The organism is Acidicapsa ligni (genome assembly GCF_025685655.1).
In the GTDB taxonomy this organism is placed as follows: domain Bacteria; phylum Acidobacteriota; class Terriglobia; order Terriglobales; family Acidobacteriaceae; genus Acidicapsa; species Acidicapsa ligni.
Map to the genome: position 1 here is coordinate 1 of NZ_JAGSYG010000003.1, position 20,194 is coordinate 20,194.

Annotated in this window: 15 protein-coding genes; 9 read left to right on the forward strand and 6 right to left on the reverse strand. The window is 55.1% G+C overall.

Going from position 1 to position 20,194, the window contains the following annotated elements:
* The 6 genes from OHL19_RS10525 to OHL19_RS10550 all read left to right on the forward strand — a co-directional run.
* The coding region (locus OHL19_RS10525) for an Ig-like domain repeat protein (RefSeq protein WP_263357652.1) at positions 1–5,254 on the forward strand (5,254 nt) is incomplete at its 5' end.
* Between the two features lie 379 nt (positions 5,255–5,633).
* A complete protein-coding gene (locus tag OHL19_RS10530; protein ID WP_263357653.1) occupies positions 5,634–5,840 on the forward strand; it encodes a hypothetical protein in 207 nt (68 codons plus the stop codon).
* Positions 5,841–6,073: 233 nt separating this feature from the next.
* Positions 6,074–6,310, forward strand: coding sequence for a hypothetical protein (locus OHL19_RS10535; RefSeq protein WP_263357654.1), 237 nt, complete (start codon positions 6,074–6,076; stop codon positions 6,308–6,310).
* 19 nt (positions 6,311–6,329) lie between these two features.
* Positions 6,330–6,479: a hypothetical protein gene (locus OHL19_RS10540; RefSeq protein WP_263357655.1), complete on the forward strand. Its 150-nt coding sequence runs from the start codon at positions 6,330–6,332 to the stop codon at positions 6,477–6,479.
* A gap of 10 nt (positions 6,480–6,489) precedes the next feature.
* The gene (locus OHL19_RS10545) at positions 6,490–6,693 is read left to right on the forward strand and encodes a hypothetical protein (RefSeq protein WP_263357656.1); all 204 of its coding nucleotides are present in this window, start codon (positions 6,490–6,492) and stop codon (positions 6,691–6,693) included.
* Between the two features lie 19 nt (positions 6,694–6,712).
* The gene (locus tag OHL19_RS10550; protein ID WP_263357657.1) at positions 6,713–7,471 is read left to right on the forward strand and encodes a type IV secretion system DNA-binding domain-containing protein; all 759 of its coding nucleotides are present in this window, start codon (positions 6,713–6,715) and stop codon (positions 7,469–7,471) included.
* A gap of 545 nt (positions 7,472–8,016) precedes the next feature.
* On the opposite strand, the gene OHL19_RS10555 is transcribed toward OHL19_RS10550, so the two are convergent.
* From OHL19_RS10555 to OHL19_RS10565, 3 genes are all read right to left on the reverse strand, one after another.
* Positions 8,017–8,997: a hypothetical protein gene (locus OHL19_RS10555; RefSeq protein WP_263357658.1), complete on the reverse strand. Its 981-nt coding sequence runs from the start codon at positions 8,995–8,997 to the stop codon at positions 8,017–8,019.
* A 78-nt stretch (positions 8,998–9,075) separates the two neighbouring features.
* On the reverse strand, positions 9,076–9,900 hold the full coding sequence (locus tag OHL19_RS10560; RefSeq protein ID WP_263358364.1) for an alpha/beta fold hydrolase: 825 nt from the start codon (positions 9,898–9,900) through the stop codon (positions 9,076–9,078).
* A gap of 583 nt (positions 9,901–10,483) precedes the next feature.
* The gene (locus OHL19_RS10565) at positions 10,484–13,531 is read right to left on the reverse strand and encodes an AAA family ATPase (RefSeq protein WP_263357659.1); all 3,048 of its coding nucleotides are present in this window, start codon (positions 13,529–13,531) and stop codon (positions 10,484–10,486) included.
* Between the two features lie 544 nt (positions 13,532–14,075).
* Here OHL19_RS10565 and OHL19_RS10570 point away from each other — a divergent pair.
* Both OHL19_RS10570 and OHL19_RS10575 read left to right on the forward strand, forming a co-directional pair.
* Positions 14,076–15,107 (forward strand): DUF4331 domain-containing protein, encoded by a 1,032-nt coding sequence (locus OHL19_RS10570; RefSeq protein WP_263357660.1) that lies wholly within the window; start codon positions 14,076–14,078, stop codon positions 15,105–15,107.
* 71 nt (positions 15,108–15,178) lie between these two features.
* A complete protein-coding gene (locus tag OHL19_RS10575) occupies positions 15,179–16,240 on the forward strand; it encodes a HoxN/HupN/NixA family nickel/cobalt transporter (protein ID WP_263357661.1) in 1,062 nt (353 codons plus the stop codon).
* Here the strand turns inward: OHL19_RS10575 and OHL19_RS10580 are convergent.
* The 3 genes from OHL19_RS10580 to OHL19_RS10590 form a co-directional block, all read right to left on the reverse strand.
* Positions 16,237–16,773 (reverse strand): class I SAM-dependent methyltransferase, encoded by a 537-nt coding sequence (locus OHL19_RS10580; RefSeq protein WP_263357662.1) that lies wholly within the window; start codon positions 16,771–16,773, stop codon positions 16,237–16,239. The genes OHL19_RS10575 and OHL19_RS10580 overlap by 4 nt on opposite strands.
* 90 nt (positions 16,774–16,863) lie before the next feature.
* The gene (locus OHL19_RS10585) at positions 16,864–18,090 is read right to left on the reverse strand and encodes an MFS transporter (protein ID WP_263357663.1); all 1,227 of its coding nucleotides are present in this window, start codon (positions 18,088–18,090) and stop codon (positions 16,864–16,866) included.
* A 270-nt stretch (positions 18,091–18,360) separates the two neighbouring features.
* Positions 18,361–19,059, reverse strand: coding sequence for a sigma-70 family RNA polymerase sigma factor (locus OHL19_RS10590; protein ID WP_263357664.1), 699 nt, complete (start codon positions 19,057–19,059; stop codon positions 18,361–18,363).
* A 207-nt stretch (positions 19,060–19,266) separates the two neighbouring features.
* Between OHL19_RS10590 and OHL19_RS10595 the strand changes: the two genes are divergently transcribed.
* Positions 19,267–20,121: a universal stress protein gene (locus OHL19_RS10595; protein WP_263357665.1), complete on the forward strand. Its 855-nt coding sequence runs from the start codon at positions 19,267–19,269 to the stop codon at positions 20,119–20,121.
* Positions 20,122–20,194: the final 73 nt, after the last annotated feature.

Consider the following 20,194-nt stretch of genomic DNA (forward strand, 5'->3'; position numbering starts at 1 on the left):
CAACAGTTCGAACTGCAATAACGCCAACTGCGTCGCGATTGCATCGGATGTGGATGGCGACGGCATACCGGATATTGTTTACACGAATTACAACAACAATACAGTTTCGATTTCCATCGGCAACGGGGATGGAAGCTTTCTGGCACCGGTAAGCTATGCGGCGGGTACCAATCCCGGTTTCATTGCAGTGGGCGACTTCAATGGAGATGGTGTTCCCGATCTTGCAGTCAGCAATACAGGCAGCAACACTGTCGGAGTATTCCTTGGTAATGGCGATGGAACGTTCCAGCCACAGGTGGTGTATGGAGCGGGAGTTTCTCCTGAAGGAGTTGTCGTTGGAGATTTCAACGGCGACGGCATTGCCGACATGCTGGTTGTTAATGGCAACAACAACACCCTTTCCGTTCTTCTGGGCAATGGCGATGGAACCTTTCAGGCACAGATAACAACTCTTGTCGGCAGTCACGCTCCATCGGCAGTTGCGGTTGCGGACTTCGACGGCGATGGCATTCTGGATGTTGCGGTCAGTATTACCAGTGGAACTGCCGCCAGTAGTGAGACAGCGATCTTTCTAGGCAATGGAAATGGCACGTTCGAGTCATTGGCTGCGTATTCTCCGGCTGAATCAAGTTCCATTGCAGCCGCCGATTTCAACCAGGACGGTATCCCGGATCTGGTTTATTCCAATCATGGCGGCAACACTGTTTCCGTTATGCTCGGCAACGGAGACGGCACCTTTCAGACAGCGGTGCCTTATACGGTTGGATCGAATGTAGGCTCAGTGGCTGTTGGAGATTTCAACGTGGATGGCAACCCGGACATCGTGGCTCCCAGCGGGAATCTTAGCGGCGGGACTACAGCGATCTTGTTCGGCAATGGCGATGGAACCTTTCAGCCTCAGGTCAGTTATGCGGCTGCTGGTAATGGAGTGGCAGTTGCGGATCTGAATGGCGATGGCCTCCCCGATGTGGTGGCTATCAATGATCAGTTATCTATTCTGCTCGACGCACAGATTTCCAACTACAGCGCTAGCGGAATTTCCTTCACAGGCAGCGCGGGGGAGCACAACGTCGTAGCCAGCTATCCTGGGATCAGTCCATATACCGCAAGTACATCGAGTCCTGTGGGTCTCACCTCCAGCAACACTACGCCGACGCTGACAGTGGTAAGTTCGGGCACACCATCTACGTTTGGCGTATCGGTGACCTTCACTGCGACGATCACCAGTGGTCTGACAGGCACGGTGAGGTTCTACGATGCGGGTACATCGATCGGTACAGGCACGATCAGTGGCACCACTGCAACGTTGACGATGGGCACTCTGGCGGCGGGCACTCACTCTATTACCGCCAGCTGGGCCGGGAACACAACATACAGTGCTGTCACCTCCAGCGCCATCACACAGGTCGTGAACCTGCCAAGGCCAACGTTGACCGTGGCAACCTCAGGCACGCCATCGAACTATGGTGGATCGGTAATCCTCACTGCAACCATCTCGAGTGGGCCTACTGGCACAATCACCTTCTACGACGGCACAACTTCGATCGGCACAGGTACCATCAGTGGGACGACCGCAACCGTGACGCTAAGCACGCTTACTCCAGGTGTTCATGCCATCACTGCAGGTTGGGCAGGAAGTACAACCTATGCACAGATCACATCGAACGCCATTACGCAGGTGGTGAATAAGGCAACACCAACGTTAACTCTGTCCACATCAGGCACACCGTCCAGCTTCAACGGATCGGTAACTTTCACTGCGACGATCTCTGGCGGAGCCACCGGTGCGGTGAGATTTTATGATGCAGGCACGACTATCGGTAGCGGTCATATCAATGGTTCTGTTGCCACGCTCACAATGAGCACCTTGGCTGTCGGCACCCATAGCATTACTGCCAGCTGGGCAGGAAACGCAGACTATGCGCCGCTCACCTCCAGCGCTGTTACACAGATGGTGAACAAAGCAACACCAACACTCGGTGTAGCTACATCGGGCACTCCCTCTACCGATGGCGGATTGGTGACCCTTACCGCGACGATCTCCAGTGGACCCATTGGCTCAATCACGTTCTACGACGGGGGCACATCGATCGGCACGGCTCCGATTAGCAGTAACACCGCTACTTTCGCTACCAGCACTTTACCCTCCGGATCACACACGATTACAGCGGGATGGCTTGGAGACGGAAACTATGTGGCTGTGACCTCCAGTTCCATCACCCAAACCGTATACCAGAACGGCTCCGTCACACAGGTAAGCTCAGGCATCAATCCGGTGACGTATGGACAAAACGTTACCTTCCGGGCTCTGGTCAATACCGAGGGTGGAGTGCCTACTGGAACTGTCACCTTTAAGGACAACGGCACTACTATCGGGAGCGCTGCGGTAAGTCCAATAAGCACGACCAATTTGCTTCCATACTCTCAGCAATTCGGAGGCGTTTCATGGTCTTGGTATTGTGGGTCTACATCAAATGTAACTGTCAATACTTCTGCCATTACGGCTCCTGACGGAACGAACACGGCAACTGGCATCGTGGTACCTAACTCTCTTACATGCGGAGGCTCAGGTGCCTGGGGGGCAATCGATACGATTCCTACCGGTCTCACAGCGAGGCAAACTTATACCGTTAGTGTTTGGCTCCGTGGCCAGCATGGCGGAGAGCCGGTGTCTTTCGGCCTGAATGACTGTGTCTCGGGAAACGCAAGTCTCACTACTTCGTGGCAAAGATATACTTTCACTTTTCCCGAGATTTCATCGAATGTAGCGACCTGTGAAACAAATGAGGTACGCGGCTTCCAGGTAATAGATAATTCAGTGCCGAACGCAACGTTCTATGTATGGGGAGCACAGGTTGAAGCTTCCTCCGCCGAAGGTCCATACATTACAACTACCGCATCCGCACAGACCGGCTCCGGTGGAGTTGCCTCATTCACTACGAACTCATTAGTAGTTGGCACACACTCCATCACCGCCTCCTACAGCGGAGATTCTTCCTATCCAGCATCAAGCTCCACCGCCCTATCAGAGATAGTTGGCATAATCCCCGTGATTGCCAGCCTGTCTCCCTCCTCTGGAACGGTCGGAACAGCGGTAACAATTACTGGAAGCAGTTTTGGATCAACGCCGGGAGAGGTTACCTTCAATGGTGTAGCGGCCACAGTGAGTAGTTGGTCTACATCCGAAATCATAGCTATTGTGCCGCAAAATTCGGCCAGCGGGCCTGTTGTGGTGACGGTAGGAGGAATCCAGAGCAATGGCGAGATCTTCACCCAGCTTGCCGATAACGGGACTGTTTCTTTATCGGTCAACGGAAGTGTAATTGCTTCGATAGACTATAGCAGCAGTGCTACACCGAGTTCGCTTGCAGAGAATCTCGCCACAGCGGCAAGCTCCTCTCTTGTCAGCGTTTCCGCAGTTGGCGACCAGATCTATCTGGAATCCAAGGGAATCGGTGCGGCGACGGATTATTCCTACAGCGTGCAGACCAGCTATGACAACACCGACTTCGGTCAGCCGTCCTTTAGCGCTTCGCCACTCAGTGGCACTCTCGACGCTGGCCAAAACCAGAATACTGCCGCCACAACAGTCTATTCCTTTACCACTCCCTCAGCAGGAGGATACGATGGGGTTGGCAATCTCCTAAGCTACAAGGACTCGGTGATGGGCCAGTGGAGCTTTGAGTATGACACTCTGAATCGTCTGGCTGGTGCGGTGGCGGAGCAGTCTAATAATCCCGATAAGTATTACTGCTGGGGCTACGACAGCTTCGGTAATCGAACCGTTCAGGGGGCCTCGAATACGGCATTTCAAGCTGGATCGCCGACATGTACATTTGCATCCGGTCCAACGGTCAGCATTTCCTCTACTTTGGCAAAATACACACCCAACAACCAGCTAATGGCTACGGCTCAGGCGCCAGCAGGTCCTCTATACGACGCATCAGGCGATGAGACCAGCGACGGCGTGAACACCTATCTGTACGATGCAGAAGGACGCATCTGTGCGGTGTCGAGTGCACCCGTGGCGGGTCTCACAACCTATACGGGGTATGTCTACAACGCCGAGGGACAGCGGGTGGGCAAAGGCAGCATTTCTAGCATGAGTTGCGATGTGAGCACGAATGGTTTCCAGCCGACCAACGATTATGTGATTGGTCCAGGTGGGGAGCAGTTGACAGAACTGGATACCACCAGCGGCAGCATGGCCTGGGCGCACACCAATGTCTTCGCGGCAGGCCAGTTGATCGCCACCTATGATCCCGATGGACTTCACTTCCATCTTTCTGATCCCCTGGGTACACGTCGTGTTCAGACCGACTATGCAGGCGTACTGGAACAAACCTGCTCCAGCCTGCCATTCGGCGATGGCCTCTCCTGCACTGGCTCAATTCAGGCCCCCACCGAACATCACTTCACCGGCAAAGAACGTGATACAGAATCAGGACTCGACTACTTCGGGGCCAGATACTACGCGAGCAGCATGGGCCGCTTCATGTCGCCGGATTGGAGTGCTCAGGAAGAGCCTGTTCCATACGCAACAATGGACGATCCGCAGAGCCTGAATCTCTACAACTACACGCGCAACAACCCGCTCAGTGGAACCGACCCGGATGGGCATTGCTGTGACATAAAGGACTTGTTTGTGGGGGCGGTTACCGGTTTTGGTACCTATTTGGGAGCTGAAGCGGGAGCAACAGCAGGCGCACTTACCGGCACGTTTGTAGAGCCCGGAGGCGGAACGTTCGGCGGGGGAGTTGGCGGAGGCCTCTTAGGAGGAGCGACGGGCGGTGCGATTGCCAATAAACTTGCCAACAGCATTGTCAATGCGTTGAGCTCTAGTAATTCCTCTGACCAGTCTGCTCCAGCAACTGGACCTGCCCCCGCTGCCGCCGCTTCTCCATCTGCTCCTCTTCCCGATGACGCCAACGTAGTCCGGGGAGGCTCCGGTGCACCCGGCGGGGGCAACAGCGCGGAGGGGATCGCAGCGGGAACTGGAACACACCCATCGGGGGTCACAGGTTTTTCAGCAGAAAGTGCGCCAGGGCAGTCCGTCGGGGAACTGGCGAAAGGGGTGCCAAATGGCCAAGTGGGCTGCTGTACAGTTGGCCAAGTAAGGGCGGCCGGAGGAGACGTAGTTTCCACATCTGGCCGAAGCCCAAACCACGCGACAGTAACGGGGCTTGCACCTAGTGCAGCCAGCAAGCTTTTGACGCCGACGATTCCAAATCCTACTAAGGTAAAACCCCAATGATCGAGCATGCACAACTACCCAGAGTGTTCGTCGATTTCAACAATAGTGATCGACTGGGCAGAGTACGGTTGAACACGGTTGGCACTGTACAGGACCTAAATCGGCTCGGAATCGTCCTCGGTGAAGGCGCTGAGATGATCCTGTGCTCTTTCGAACTTGAGGCTGAAGGAACCGTTACTTACTCCGAAGAGGAGGGGATGTGGGTAGCAGTGGTTGATTGGGATAACATCCTAGAGCTTCCCGGTAATCAAGTGCCGTAGGCTTCGTTCGCGGCTTTCATCCGGCCTTATCTTTATCTGAGCAGCCAGCGACTGATCCGACCGGCCTAGACTTCAACATCACGGGCTGCGGCAAGAACTCAGCGACATGCCAGAACAATATGTTCGGCACGACTAGCACAGACGCAAACGGCAAGAGTTCGTTTACGGCGACGGTTATCAGCAACGACGCGAATGGTGGGCTGGTAGATCAAAACGGCAACAGCTACAGCGGAACGTTCGATCAATCGGGCTTCCACTTTTCATCTGGAGACGGATCGGTCTCTGGCGGGGGCAGTTCATACACGACAGCGCGGAAACAGACCTGAATGGTAGCGGCATCTTCAGCGGCGTGCAGGGCAAGTTCGTCTCCGACTGCGGTGGCACATGCCGCGGAGTCGCAAATGGGAACAAGAGTTCCGACAATCCAAACGGCCAAAACATCAACGTAACTTTCAATCGAGGTGCAGTTGGAGAAGACCTCGGCGGGGGCCTTGTTGGCCATGAGGGATCGCACGTCGCCGACGGGTCAGCTTGGGTATCGTCAGGTTTTTCAGCAAGCATGGACCCGACCCACAATCTGACGGAGGTAAACGCCAACCACGTCCAATTCAACATCATGAACAGCATGGCGAACAAAGAGGTTGGACCGAATGGAAGCTTCACTTTGAATATCGGGACCGTCCATTGGGACAAAGGACAGACCTTCAAGGCGATCACTCCTGATATCCAGCAAATGGTTCGCCAGCAAAATGGCTCATGGACTGATAAGCCAGCATTTCCGGGCAGCGAAGGGTGAGCCGGTGGGCGAGGCGGAGATGCGTGGTCTGATCGAGCGGGCCGACGGGTCGAAGATCGAGCGAGCGCGGGAGCGCATGGAGGCAGTTCGGACGGCGGCGCGGGTAACCGGGCCGGAGGCGGAAACGGCATCTGAAACAGCAGCGGACACCAATCCAGAGGAGGAGTGACGATGGCGGAATGGGGACGCAAGGAGTACAGCAAGGCATGGCCGAGCCGGAGGCCGGTGTGGACGTGGGGAGCGATCTTCGTGTCGTTCCTGTTCTTCGCCGGGATGCTGACGCTCGAATACGAGCGGAGCTGGACGGCGGCGGAGCGGCTGTACCTGTCGGACTACCTGAAGAGCGGGGCGCGGGCCAAAGCGTCGGCGACTTCGGCGGGTAAGTACACGCTGTTGGAGGCGGTGGTTGGTAAGGGCCAGCAGCGGCTTGTGATCGGCGACGAGATCGAGCAGGTTCCATCGCTGGACAAGAGGCCGGGGTACCGGCTGACGGACGAAGGCGTGAAGAATGGCATCGCGCGGCTGACCAGGGTGACTGCGAGCTTCAATGATCGTGGCCTGCACCGGGTGATGAGCGAGGCGGTGTACGCGGATCATGAAGCCTGGGAGTTCTACCAAAAGCCGGTCTATCTCTCGCTGGCGTTCTTCGTTCTGGCGCTGTTCGTGGCGGTTCCCAAAGACCGTGCGCGGCGGATGCTGTACAAGCATGGGCGTCGGTTGCGGGGGCCGGAGCTGGTCACGACAGCGGAGCTGAATGCGAAGCTGGGCAAGTCGAAGGGGCTGAGGACGCAGTTGCCGGATGGGGTCATGTTCATCAACGAAGAGCGAACCTGGGCGGACAAACTCTTGCGTAAAAACCTTAGCCGCTGGGCTCGTGTGCCGAGGGACCGGGAGGCGATGCACTTCCTGATCGTGGGCGACAGCGGGACGGGCAAATCGGCGGCGATCCGGCAGATGCTCGCGCAGATATGGGAGCGCAATGAAGCGGGGCAGCCAGAACACGTGGCTGAATCGCGCTGCCGACCTTCCGGACTTGCATTGGGGCCTGAAAATGGGCCTATGTCGTGGCTGCTGAGGAGCAGGGGCAACACTCCGAATGTCAGGACAGGAGGACGAGCCTCTCGTGGTCCCAGCAACAGAGGAAATACACCCATGAAATAAACGTCTGTCACGATAAGGTCCACCTGACCTTCGGAAAGAATCTGCTGTACGGCCCGGTACTGATCGGGAACAGGATCAATGCCTGTGTACCGACACTCGGCATTTATCGCATCAGGGCCTGGCTTTGCGGCAGCTCTCTCCGGGAACTCTTCATCCATACGCTCGTAGTTAAAATTGGCCTTTCCAGAGAGAGGAACAAATTGGAACCCCAGAGCGACAGCCTGATCTCGAAAGAGCGTTCCCGAAAGAAAGGTAATGGAATGTCCTTCGGATGATAAGTGTGCAGCCACGGATAACATCGGATTAACGTGACCTGGAGCGGGGGTTGCAGCGACTAGAATGTTTGCCATTTACTCTCCTGAATGGGCATAAGGGGACAACCGTCTCGCATAGCACCCATCTTGATTAAGAACACAATATTTCTCTTTTATTCCCTACGAGTCTCCCGCTTGTGAGGGATCGTAGAGCTCCGATCTTGATTCGCATTGAATTTCTTCGCAATACCCCGGATTGCGCGCATGGCTATCTTTCTTCAAATAATGGCTCTATGCATTTTGGGCAAGGAGTTCTCTAATCGAGTAGGCGAGGCGAGTGCCGTGGGGGTCGTCCACGGGATTCCAGGGAACAAAGATCGCAGTTTCCTCTCGCCGGGAGAGGATGTTGCTTGCCACGAGGCGGCGCATGGTGGTGATCGCCGATGCGACACTGCCACAGTCCAGCCCGATCCACTGGGCGTACCCATGGTTCGTGCTCCTAAGGCCGGTCGCGTCTTCGAGTGCGGATTGGATGCGTCGGCGAGCATCAGTGTTCTCTGCGTCGGATGCCCATGCGGGTTGAAGCAACGGAGCTTCGCTGTTGATCTGGTCGAAGAGATTCGCGATCCCAATTTTCTGGAGGCGCATCAAGTGACCGCTCCAGTAGTGGATGGTCTTGGCGGCGACCGTGATGACGTTCTTGATCTCCTTTTCTACTCGAAAAGCTGGCCCCGCGGGCAACAGGATCGCACTCTCCTCTAGGCGCACTGAGACGTTCTCCATGGTGATCGCGCGCAACATCCATTCGGCCATGGTGTGGCTGCCGCAGTGTACGCGCAGCCAGCCCGGAGAAGAGGATGGTGCTGCCCGCAACCGGGCGGCGAGGTCGATGCCACGTACGATCTCATCGCAGACTTCGGCGTAGCGCTTGGGATCCGCGAGGATCGACTCCGGAGTGCCGGGTTCCAGCAGTTTGCCCTTGTGCGGCGGCCCGCCCGCCATAGCGAGGTCACAGAAGGAGCCCCACATGCGGTCCCACTCGACGTTGCCGTTCACATCGAACGCCAACGGGGCCGCGCCCATCGATACGGGCTGCACCTCGCCTGTACGGCCACGGTAGATACCTGGAAGCAGCGTCTGCAGGCGCTCTTCGGCCTCCTGGATAGCGGCGGATGTCGTGGGCGATGTAATGGTTGCGCTCATGGTGGTTGCCTCGATGTGTCGTCTTCGAATGTCTCTGCGGCTCTCGGAATCGGGAAGATTGATCGTCATCTTCCATCCGAAACGATCCAGCCCAACAAAAGTGGTCTCCCACCCATAGGGCGGGAGACCACTTTTGTTATAGGAAAGCTAACTGCGGATAAATTCGAGGAGATCCGCGTTGATCGTATCGGCATGCGTGGTCAGCATGCCGTGGGGGAACCCCGGGTAAATCTTTAGGGTTCCGTGTTTGAGTAGTTTGACCGATAGCAGGGCTGCGTCCTTGTACGGAACGATCTGATCATCGTCGCCGTGCATGACTAGAGTCGGCACGTCAATGCTCTTCAGATCTTCGGTAAAGTCGGTCTCAGAAAATGCCTTGATTCCGTCATAGTGAGCTTTAGCGCCGCCCATCATGCCCTGGCGCCACCAGTTCTCAATTACGCCCTCAATCGGCTGCACTCCGGGACGGTTGAAACCGTAGAACGGTCCAGAAGGCACAGCCCGGTAGAACTGTGCGCGGTTGTCAGCGAGGCTCTTGCGAAATCCATCGAATACCTCAATGGGCAGGCCATCGGGATTGCTCGGAGTCTTGACCATAATAGGCGGCACCGAGGACATCAACACAGCCTTGGCGACGCGCCCCTTGCCATAGCGAGCCACGTAGGCGGCTACCTCGCCACCACCAGTGGAGTGACCAATGTGCACGGCATTGCGAAGGTCCAACGCCTCACAGACAGCCGCCGAGTCAGCCGCATAATGATCCATGTCGTGGCCGTCAGACACTTGAGTGGAGCGGCCATGTCCACGACGATCAAATCCGATCACCCGATAGCCGTGGTGAACAAAGAACAACATCTGGGCATCCCAGTCATCGGAACTGAGAGGCCAGCCGTGGTGAAACACGATAGGCTGACCTGATCCCCAATCCTTGTAGAAGATTTCAACGCCGTCTTTAGTGGTGACAAAGCTCATATTTTTTTCCCCTTGCTGCTTATCGTCCGAGTGGGATTCACCCGACGTGTTTAGTTCACTTGCTAGAGCGATAGCTGGTATTTGGGTTGCCGCAGCCATCAACGCTCCTCCAATAACTACAGATCGGCGAGTCCACTTCTTCTCTACTGCATTTGGTGGACCAACTCGGCTTTCCATGGCCTCTCCTTGAAACCGATTCTCGTCGTGCGCTTTAGGACTACATGGATCGACTGTTGAGGGAGACCGCTCAGCTATACCGCAAGCCTTCGCAATAGTTCCTCACGAGCCAAGAAAACGACTCTTGCTCCTTCTGGGGAAGCAAGTCGACATGCCTTCAGGTCAATGTATCTAAGGTTTGTTGCGGAGTCCTGTGCTCCTTCTGGAGTTTTTCTGCAGGAGTTCTGGACGCCGTCGTATATTGAGGGCGCGCCCGTCCGGCGACCAAAAGTAGCACAGGGCTTTATACAGGGATTTGAGGGGACCGAGTTCTGTGAATCCTAACGTCTTCAACTACCCCTGGGAATATGAGTCTCAGTCTTTCCGATTGGAGCATTCTATCTTCACGGAATTGCGCCCGAAAGGGCTAGGGTAATAGTGCTGCATCACCCTCCGACAAGATCTCGGCGGCGGCTCGTGCGGAGAGGAATATTGCTCGGAGAGGATGATCGGCAGCGAAGGAGTCTGCGAACTTCAGAAGAGCCTTCCTCGCCGCTAGACCGTAATCTTCCCTATAGAGTCGGGCAGCAGTGGCATAAACCCGCCAGCTCGCTAAAGGAATCTCCTGCTCTTTCACAAGCCTCAGCGCTTCGGAAATGGATCGGCGCGCCCGCTCATAGTTTTTCTCTGCAATCGATACCCGTGCATCTGTTTCCCACGCGAGAGCGCGCCAAGTGAGCTCTGCACTCGACAAGGCGGTGCCCAAGAAGAGGTTTGATTCTTCACGAGCGCTTGCCACATCCTCCTTACTGATCCAAACCTCGGTGAGAGCCGCCTGCAGGGGGAGTCGGAGGTACCAATCGAGCATGATTGCGTGGCCTTCCATTTCCGCGCGCGCTTTCGACAAATGACTTAGAGCTTCTTCATGTAAACCCAAACCCTCTTTCGCCAGGCCCATCAACACGAGCCAGGAACGGAGAAGGAATTTGGAGCTACTACCAAAGTTTCCGGTTTCGCTCGGCAAATGCTCTCCAGCTTTCAGTGTCCCGGCAAAATCCATCGCGAAGAAATGTATCCACGCTCGATTGAGATGAAGCACCATGGTCGGGAAGGCGTGCCCATTCTTCTCGGCGGCTTCGATGAAGGAAGTGACTTGGCGGAGTGCCATCCCCGCATCTCCGAGATAGAGTTGGCTGGCCGGCAGGAAGAACTGAGCCCGTTGGTATGCAGAACTGACATAAGGGTTTTGTTCTTCTGAAAACTCTTCGAGTTGCTTCATCCCGGTTGCGATGTAGTGCTGAGCTTGCCGGTATTCGGAACAACCCCACTTGATCATTCCATAGGCAATCGAACTGGGTGCAATGATTTGGGGCTCGCCGATCTGCCGGAGAGTGTCAAACGATTCATGAATGTCTGCGAGCGTTTTGCTGCTCCAGTCTCCCGCCCACGCCCGCCATACGGACCAATCCATCAGAACCTGTGCCTTGATGACCGGATCGCCGAGCTTGGCACTAAGAGTCAACGCCTGTTCGACGGTCGCCAGACATTTTTCTGAACTGATCCATTCAAGGCAGGCTGCCAGGCCCCTCAAAGCGTGGATCTCCACTTCGGCCATCCCATAGGCCGCCGCCCTGTCGGCCAGGTATTTGTGGGCTTCAACGCAGCGAGCATCGAAGAGGGCAAAATACAGGCTCGCCTGTCTTCCGAGAATTTGGATCTCGCGCTCCGGTCGTTGGGAAGTAGGCAGTTGCGGCACATAGTCCAGGGCACGCTGGAGTAGATCGAGTGCTTGCTGAGGAGCATATCGATCGAGTGAGTTCTCTGCAGCCAGACTCAAGTACCTAATAGTCCGGCTCCAATCGAGGGCGCGTTCGAAGTGATAGGCAAGTTCGGCCGCAATTGGACCGAGGCGGCTGGAGTGAAGCTCTTCGAGTTTTTCTCCGATCAGTCTGTGACGTTCTGAACGTCGTCCTTTCGACTGCCGATCATAAAGTGCCTCTTTGTATAGGAGATGTACAAACTCGTACGTTGGCGAGAGCGTTTCTGCCAATTCAGCGGACTCGATGGGGCGGATGATGTGTCTTCCGCGGGCCAGTCTGTGGCAGACGTCATCTGCATCTCTCCAATCGCATTCGCATGCCGCTCCCACCAAAACTGCTGTAAATTTAGGTCCGGCAACGCTGGCCGCTTCTAAAATTTGCTGTTCGAGGGCCCCCAGCTGATCAATCTGCGCTTCCACAAGGCCGTGTAAGCTCTTCGGCGTGTCGAGGTCCATCTTGGCCAACGGCTGCTTCAGTGCTAAACGATCATCCTCCTGGACAATGGATCCGCGCTCAATGGCACGCTCCAGCGCTGCGACGATGAAGAGCGGGTTTCCCTCCGACAACCGATATAAGACACTGGCCAACGGGTGACTGGTTTCTGGTTCGGCGCCTACAGCAAAAAGGTATTCGACAATCTCGATTTCAGTGAGCGGTTCGAGCGCAAGTTCATGGCAGAGCGAATGCGCTGCGAGATCTTCTTTCAGCCGCCTGATTGGGCTATCCGCAAGGAGTACATCGAGAGGACGGTAAGTCGCTATCACGAGAATCTTCGCGGGTTGTCGGCTGCGCGCGAGCGCGGAAATTACATCGATTGTTGGGTTGTCTGCCCATTGGAGATCCTCTATGACCAGAATAAGCGGATGGTTGGCGGCAATTGTTTCAAGAGCTTCGACAATCTCGCGCAACATGCGCCCAGGGGTCGCGCCGATGACATCGCGCTGGATCTCGTCCCTTTGTTCGCCGGTGAGGAATTCAGAAAGTTGCACCATGCACGTAGGGGCTTTTGTCCTCAGGATCTCCCGCACGGGCTCGCCAGCATCGCGACATAATCCACCCACCGCCTGAAACATGGGGAAGTATGGGTCTTTTCCACCATAGCCTTCAATGCACTGGCCCCAGGCTACATCCAAATCGCCATTTGACCTCGCAACTCGCTCCACTAGCCCAAGGCATATTGTTGTCTTTCCAATTCCGGGCTCTCCTGTGATGAAAATCAACTGTCGTTTTCCCTGAAGAACAGCCTCGAATCGATCTTCTATCGCGGAGAGTTCCGCATCTCGACCGACGAGTATCTGGTGTGAAGCCATGGCAAAGTGCACGGGCTTCGGAGTTTCTTCCTGCACGCTTGCGATGAAGCGGTATCCGCGGCGTTGCACCGTCTCGATAAACTTAGGATCTCTGGCGTTGTCGCCGAGTGCTGATCGCAAATCACGTATGTAGCCGCTGAGAATCTCCGGCTGGACGAAGGTCTCAGGCCATACGGCATCCATCAATTCTTCGTGCGTTACCAGCCGCCCCGCATGACGCATGAGGTAGCTGAGAACGCCAAACGCCTTGGGTGTTAAAGAGATACGCGACTCATGGCCGTTATCTTCCCGAAAGATCAGGGATTGATCGTCAAGGTCGATTCGAAATGGTGGAAATTCCAACATAGATTAATGGTCGCGTTAACCGGGGTTACGCCGTATCCCTAACCTCGAAAACAGAAAACCCCATTCTCGTGTTCAATTTTACGTAACTGCAGGGCTACCTCGCTCTGAGCACGCGCGGTGGCCGTTGTCAGATTGTTACAGAGGAATGAGGAATCGACGAGCTAAAGGCATCAATAACTCGGGGATTGTAGGTAAGCAAACGGTCCGAACTCCGCCCTACCTCGAAGCTCCACAAAACCTCCAGAACTACTCCAGAGTAACGACAGGGCACAGGTTTAGCATCTGACCAGATTCTTGAACAACATATGGAATGGCGGAGACTCGCGTTCCCGATGTCTACGGTTGAATCGAGGGAGGCAATACTCAGATGCGATCCATTGAAAGAGAGAATGTTTCCGCACCAAGGGCCACAGAGATTACACGGATGTCGCGCCGCGATGTCCTTGTCCGCAGCGCAGTAGTCGCGGCGGGGATGGGTTTATCCCGGGTCGCCTCGGCTCTGTCGGTAGGTTCACCAGATTCCGCAATCACAAAGGGAGAAAGTATGTCTCATCATCTCGATTCACCCATCGCCCGGCAGGACCTTCGTCTTGACATCACCGATCTCTACGTTTTCCGCGGGGAGACCGGCACTGCATTCGTGCTTGATGTCTGCCATTCAATCGGAAAGCCTCCGATTCCCGGCTGGCATCCGGAGGGAATGTACGAATTCAAGGTCGATCTCAACGGCGACGCGGTTGAAGAACTCACCTACCGCCTGACGTTCGAGGAGCGCGACGCGCAGGGAAAGCAGAAGTACACCATTCGTCGCATTGAAGGGAAAGAGGCGGTCGATCCACACGCAGCTGGTAAGGTCGTGGCCCACGGGACAACGGATGAGACCGTGAGCACTCCATCCGGTCTGCGCGCCTGGGCCGGTCATGCCGGGGACCCTTTCTGGATCGAGCCGGATGTCCTCCATGCCGTTGGTCACGCATTTGAAGACGGAACCAAAGTCGACTTGGCTGGTTGGGATCCGAGCAAGGCGTACAACCTGTTTGCCGGCCACACAGTGTATTCGATCGTCTTGGAAATTCCCGATGCCGACCTGCTCGCTCATGCAGGCGACAAGAAGAAGATCGGCGTTTGGGCGGTTGCCACCCTCGCAACGGATGCGGGCGGATGGCGCCCTATCAACCGTTTTGGTCTTCCGATGATTTGGCCGCTATTCACCCAGTACAACGAAGACCTGGGCAATCGTCTCAATGGCGGTCTTCCGGCCGACGACTTCGCAACCTGGGGAAGCGAAATTGGCAAGAAGATGGCATCCGTAGTTGCCGCCTACGGAACCTCAGAAGACCCACAGGCTTATGGAGAAAAGATCGCGCACCGGATGTTCCCCAACATCATGCCGTATACCGTTGGGACACCGGCATCCTTTGGCTTCGCCGAGTGGAACGGCCGTTCCCTCACGGATAATGCTCCCAACGTCATGTTCTCCATTGCGGCAAACACTCCAATCCAGCTTGGGATCGGCAAAGAGTCAGTCACGTCGAAACCACGAAAGACCTTCCCCTACGTTCCGGTTGCGGTTTAAGGCAAAACGGCTGAACCCAGAAAAGCCGATCGAACCTTCAACGGTTGGCAAGATCCACTGCCGGAGCTGAAATGCGTAGTTTGCCAGAAGTAGCCACAGTGAGCGTCCGTATCCGGACGCTCACTGTGTATGGTCTCTTGCTTGTTTTCAACGTAGGGGCATGGCTATGGGCCATCATTGCATTTCGTCATTATCCGGTGCTGCTGGGGACATCGTTTCTGGCTTATAGCTTTGGTCTCCGACACGCCGTGGACGCAGACCACATCGCCGCAATCGACAACGTAACTCGCAAGCTGATGCAGGAAGGGAAGCAGCCGGTCACAGTCGGGCTGTGGTTCTCTCTCGGGCACTCCACAATTGTCTTTGTCGGGTCGATAGTTATTGCCTCAACAGCTCTCGCACTCCATCAGAAGGTCTATGCGTTTCGCAACCTAGGTGGAATAATCGGCACCCTGGTATCAACCCTGTTCCTGTTTGGCATCGCGTTCGTGAACCTAGCAGTTCTGCGGGGTGTCTATCGTGTCTTCGTAAGAGTTCGCAACGGAGCTCCTTACATTGAGGAGGACTTGAATCTCCTTCTTGCGGACCGCGGACTTCTTGCCCGATTCTTCCGACCCATGTTCGCAATAATCGGACAAAGCTGGCATATGTATCCGCTCGGGCTTCTGTTTGGGCTGGGGTTCGATACAGCCACAGAGATTGGACTTTTGAGCATTTCCGCGACAGAGGCCTCGAAGGGGCTTCCGATGTTGTCGACGCTGGTTTTTCCAGCCCTTTTCGCGGCGGGCATGTCGCTTGTCGATACAACTGACAATGTCCTTATGCTGGGTGCCTACGGGTGGGCATTTGTGAAGCCCATCCGAAAGCTTTACTACAACATGACCATCACGTCGGTCTCGGTCGTTGTGGCGGTGGTCGTCGGCGGCATCGAGGCTTTAGGGTTATTCGCCGGACAATTTCACTTCAACGGATCGTTTTGGAACATTGTCCGAAAGCTCAACGATAACTTTGGAATGCTCGGGTATTTCATCGTCGGATTCTTCGCCTTGAGCTGGATATTCTCAATTGCGTTCTACAAGTGGCGACGGCTCGACGATCTCGAGGTGTCAGATGCTAGCCCCTGGCTTGGCTAATCAGAGTCCAGTGCCTTAGGCTTTTGGGCAACGGCGGAGTATAAAGTGCCGCCAAACAACGAAGGACGTGTGGCTATTTTCTCCACTTGCCCTATCCCCGCATCAGAGCAAAGTTGGCGGAGTTTGCCAAAGGCAACGGGATATGGCCCCCATCGATTTGGCTTTGATCGTTCATACTCCACTATCAGAAAGCAATTTGTCACCGTCAAGAGTTTTGTCAGAAACTGGGGCTGCTCGCGGATGAAGTGCAAGGAGTTCGCTAAGAGAACGCCATCGACCGGCGGAAGGCGCAGGCTGGAACTTGCCATGTCCCCCGCGATCTTCCGAATGTTGACTCCATTGTGCTGCTCAGGGATTTGTTCCAACGCCTGTGGGTCCCAATCTACAGCATGAATTGTGCTGCCGGGGACCAGCAAACTTGCGAGAGCAAGAGTAAAGGTGCCAGTACCGCTGCCAAGATCGCACCAGGATTGAGGCTGCTCCCATTCGATGAGCGGTGTGCGTAGGAACTCTCTGGCATCATTAGTCTTCATCTAGATAATTTATTCCAACGGAATTTGCGGCCCGGAGCGACATCGGGCTTACAGCTACGATGGCGGCGCTGGGTCCGCTAATAGAACGGCTCAAGAACCGGGCTGTATTGCTCGGGGACGCAGTACCGCGCATAGCAATAGCATCAAAACGCCCACAGCAACGAGACAAAGGGTCGGAACTCGAAAGGAACCGGTGTGATCACGCAACAAGCCGACCAGAATCGGGCCAGACGATGCGATAAGGTAGCCGAACGTCAATGTAAAAGCGTTCCAAACATCTGTCTCTTGCGCGGTGGTTGTGTTGTCCAACGGCAATGTCATTCCTAAGGTGAAGCCTCCCGCTTGACCGAAAGCCATGAGAGAAACCCAAAGATAAGGAGCAAATTGCGGCGCTGTAAATAGTCCGACCAGCCCAATACAGCAGATGACGCTACTCACCGCGAGCCAGACGCGCCTGTCACGCGACCGGCTTAAGGCACCAAAGACCGGATTGCCGAGCAGAGAGAAAATCGCAAAGCATGCGAGAATCAGCCCGGCCTTAGCTGCGGAGTAGCCTAATTCCCGATAGATCGTCGGAATCCAGGCGAGCAGAGCATAGAACAGAAGGTTGTTCACTCCGAAGAAAAAGGCTATTGTCCAGGCTTTCCATTCTCCTAAAGGCGGCGGAACCGAACTGTTGGTTGTCATCGTCGCGCCTGTTGGCTTGGCCGCGCGTATCTTTACCATCGACCAAAGAATCAGCGCTCCCACACCGAGAAGAGCCCAGACTCCGGTTGCCATTCGCCACCCATTGGGTTTATCCCCCGCGAGCGGACCGGTCAGAGCAGCTGCCGCCACGCTTCCGACGGCAAGGGCAGTAGCGTATATCCCCATAGCGAGTGCGACACGCGTGGGAAACTCCGCCTTGATGAAGCCGCCGATGAGCGTTCCTGCGATGGCAATCCCCGCACCGACTCCGGCAGTGCAGAGAAGAAGTTCGGGAGTATTTTGAACAAAGGCCCTCGATCCAACAGACAAGAACAGTAGAACGATCGCTCCTAACATGGCGCGGTCTCTTCCATAACGTCTTGCCAACCACGGTGTCGGTAGGGCCAGCAACCCCATGAGCACATCGGGGATGGAGGTGAGCAACGCGCCGGTCGCATGCGAGAGCTGAAATGTGTTGCGAATCGAGGGTAAGACTGGACCGATAGAAACGATGCCTGGCCTGAGGTCGATCGCGACAAAGATGATTGCAATGATCGCAAGTCCCAGCGGAATCTCGACGGAACCTTTGGATGTGGTGATGTTTGTCGCGGAATCTTCCAATTGTTCCATAGTGGTCTCTCTTTTCAATCGGGTATCGAGAAGACCCCGTAGTCCGAGTCTGCAATCGCGGCTGGAGCAGCATCCAACGCGCGGAAATCTTCGTTTAAGTCTAGGCAAGCCGCTTGTACGAACTCTGTCCGAACTTTGAAGATTTTCTGGAGTTACTGGGAACCCCGACGGATATCGTCTCTTTCGACATGCTGATTTGTGCTCCGGGGGGCGAATAATGGTGCCCCAAAAGAGGCCTAAGCGGTTATGCAGTCGAAGATCTCCGACTTTTTAGCTCCCTGAATATGACGAGCCTGCCAGGCCGCGGTGGGCGGCCTGTCCCGCAAAGATTTTGCGGAGATCACGACGTGCTCTCAGTGCGCGAGATTTAGCGGCGGCAAGAGTGATTCCCAAGATCCTCGCAGTCTGTTCCATTGATAATTCCTCCCCGTAAAGCTTCCGGAGCACAATCCTTCTCGATTCTGGAAGTCTGTCGATATGCTTCCAAAGCAAGTGAACTAGTTCCGTGGAAAGATAAGCCTCCTCTGGAGTGAAGGACGAATCTGTCGGGTCAGGAAAAGTGTGAGAACCTTCGTCTCTCATAGGACCTTCAATTAAAATCGGCTGCGTCTTGGTTTTACGCAGATGCATAAGGCTCTGATTAATCGCAATCCTAGTTATCCAAGTGGAAAACTGCGATCGACCCTGGAACTGTTCCAGCTTGGTGAAGATTTTTAGGGAACATTGCTGAACGATATCTTCCACATCGTGGCTATTCCGGACAATTTGAAAGACGGTTCGTTCGAGTCGCTTCTTGTGAGGTTCGAGCAACAACTCAAACGCTCTCGGATCTCCGAGGCGAACGCGCCGTATGAGAGCAAATTCCGGACCAACTTCCGCCTGATGCTCGAATTCCCCGATGGCACCGATGGTTGAATCAAGAGCGGTGACGCTGTCGTTAGCGACTTCACATTGGGACGCATATCTCATTTCAACTGGTTGCCGTTCGAAGAGGGGGTAGTGCCACCTCAGACAGTATCGTGAGTTCATGCTGGAGGCAATCGTGTGTCCGCATTACCTGAGAGCCATTAATGGAAAGCCGTGATAGACACGCTTGCAGAAAAGAGGTATCTACCAGATGTCATCGCAGCAACGCAGCGACATCGGCTAAGTTGTGAGCGGGACATAGGAGCCCATATGGATTATGTTCGCAAGATTCTCTTTCCCGTCGACTTCTCTACACGGAGCTCGAACACCGCTAAACAGGTAAAAGTTTGGGCGAGCCGGTTGTCGGCAGAAGTAATCGTTATGCACGCGGTCGATCCGGCAAACTTCTCGAACGATCCTGAACGGAACGCCATCGACTTCGAGGAACATACGCCTTTCTATATCGCGGAGGCGAAGCGCCTGATCGAGTTTTTTTGCGAGGAGCACCTCTCAGGTGTAAAGTTGACGACTTCGGTGGCCGCAGGGAGCACCCTGGGGATAATCAGCGATACAGCCGTCAGCGAGAGCGTCGAATTGATCATGATCCCCAGGGGACATCATGGTTATGCGTCGCGATTTCTCCGGGATCCAATCGTGTCGGGGGTGCTCGACAAATGCCCAATGCCGGTATGGACTACGGAGCATGATGAAAACCTGACCGATGCGGCACCACGGGCGATTCTTTGCCCTCTCGACATTGATCCTGACGTCTTCCTGGATGCTGAGAACGAAGGAATAATAGCGTTTCTGAAGATAATAGCCGCATCGTTTGATGCCACCGTGACCTGTTTGTACGTCTCCGGCTCGTCCGCTGAGAGAGATTCTGCTGTTGAGGCGCGAGCAGCTACGATGAGAGATTCCCTGGGCACCTTCGCCAAATTTGAGAGAGCAGGCGGCAACGTGCAAGACGCAATTCGGCGAGCCATGGCCGAAGAGAAACCAGACCTCGTCATCATGGGAAGGACCCGGAGCGGAGAAGCTGGCCTCACTCCACAGAGACACATCCTGCAGATTGACCATGTCTCCTCGTGCCCTGTGATAAGCGTGGGGCCTCAAATGAAATAAGACCGTAGAAGCTTGTGAAACGCAGTAAATCAAATGGCGCGGGTCCGGCTAATATTCGGCCCATCATCGATGT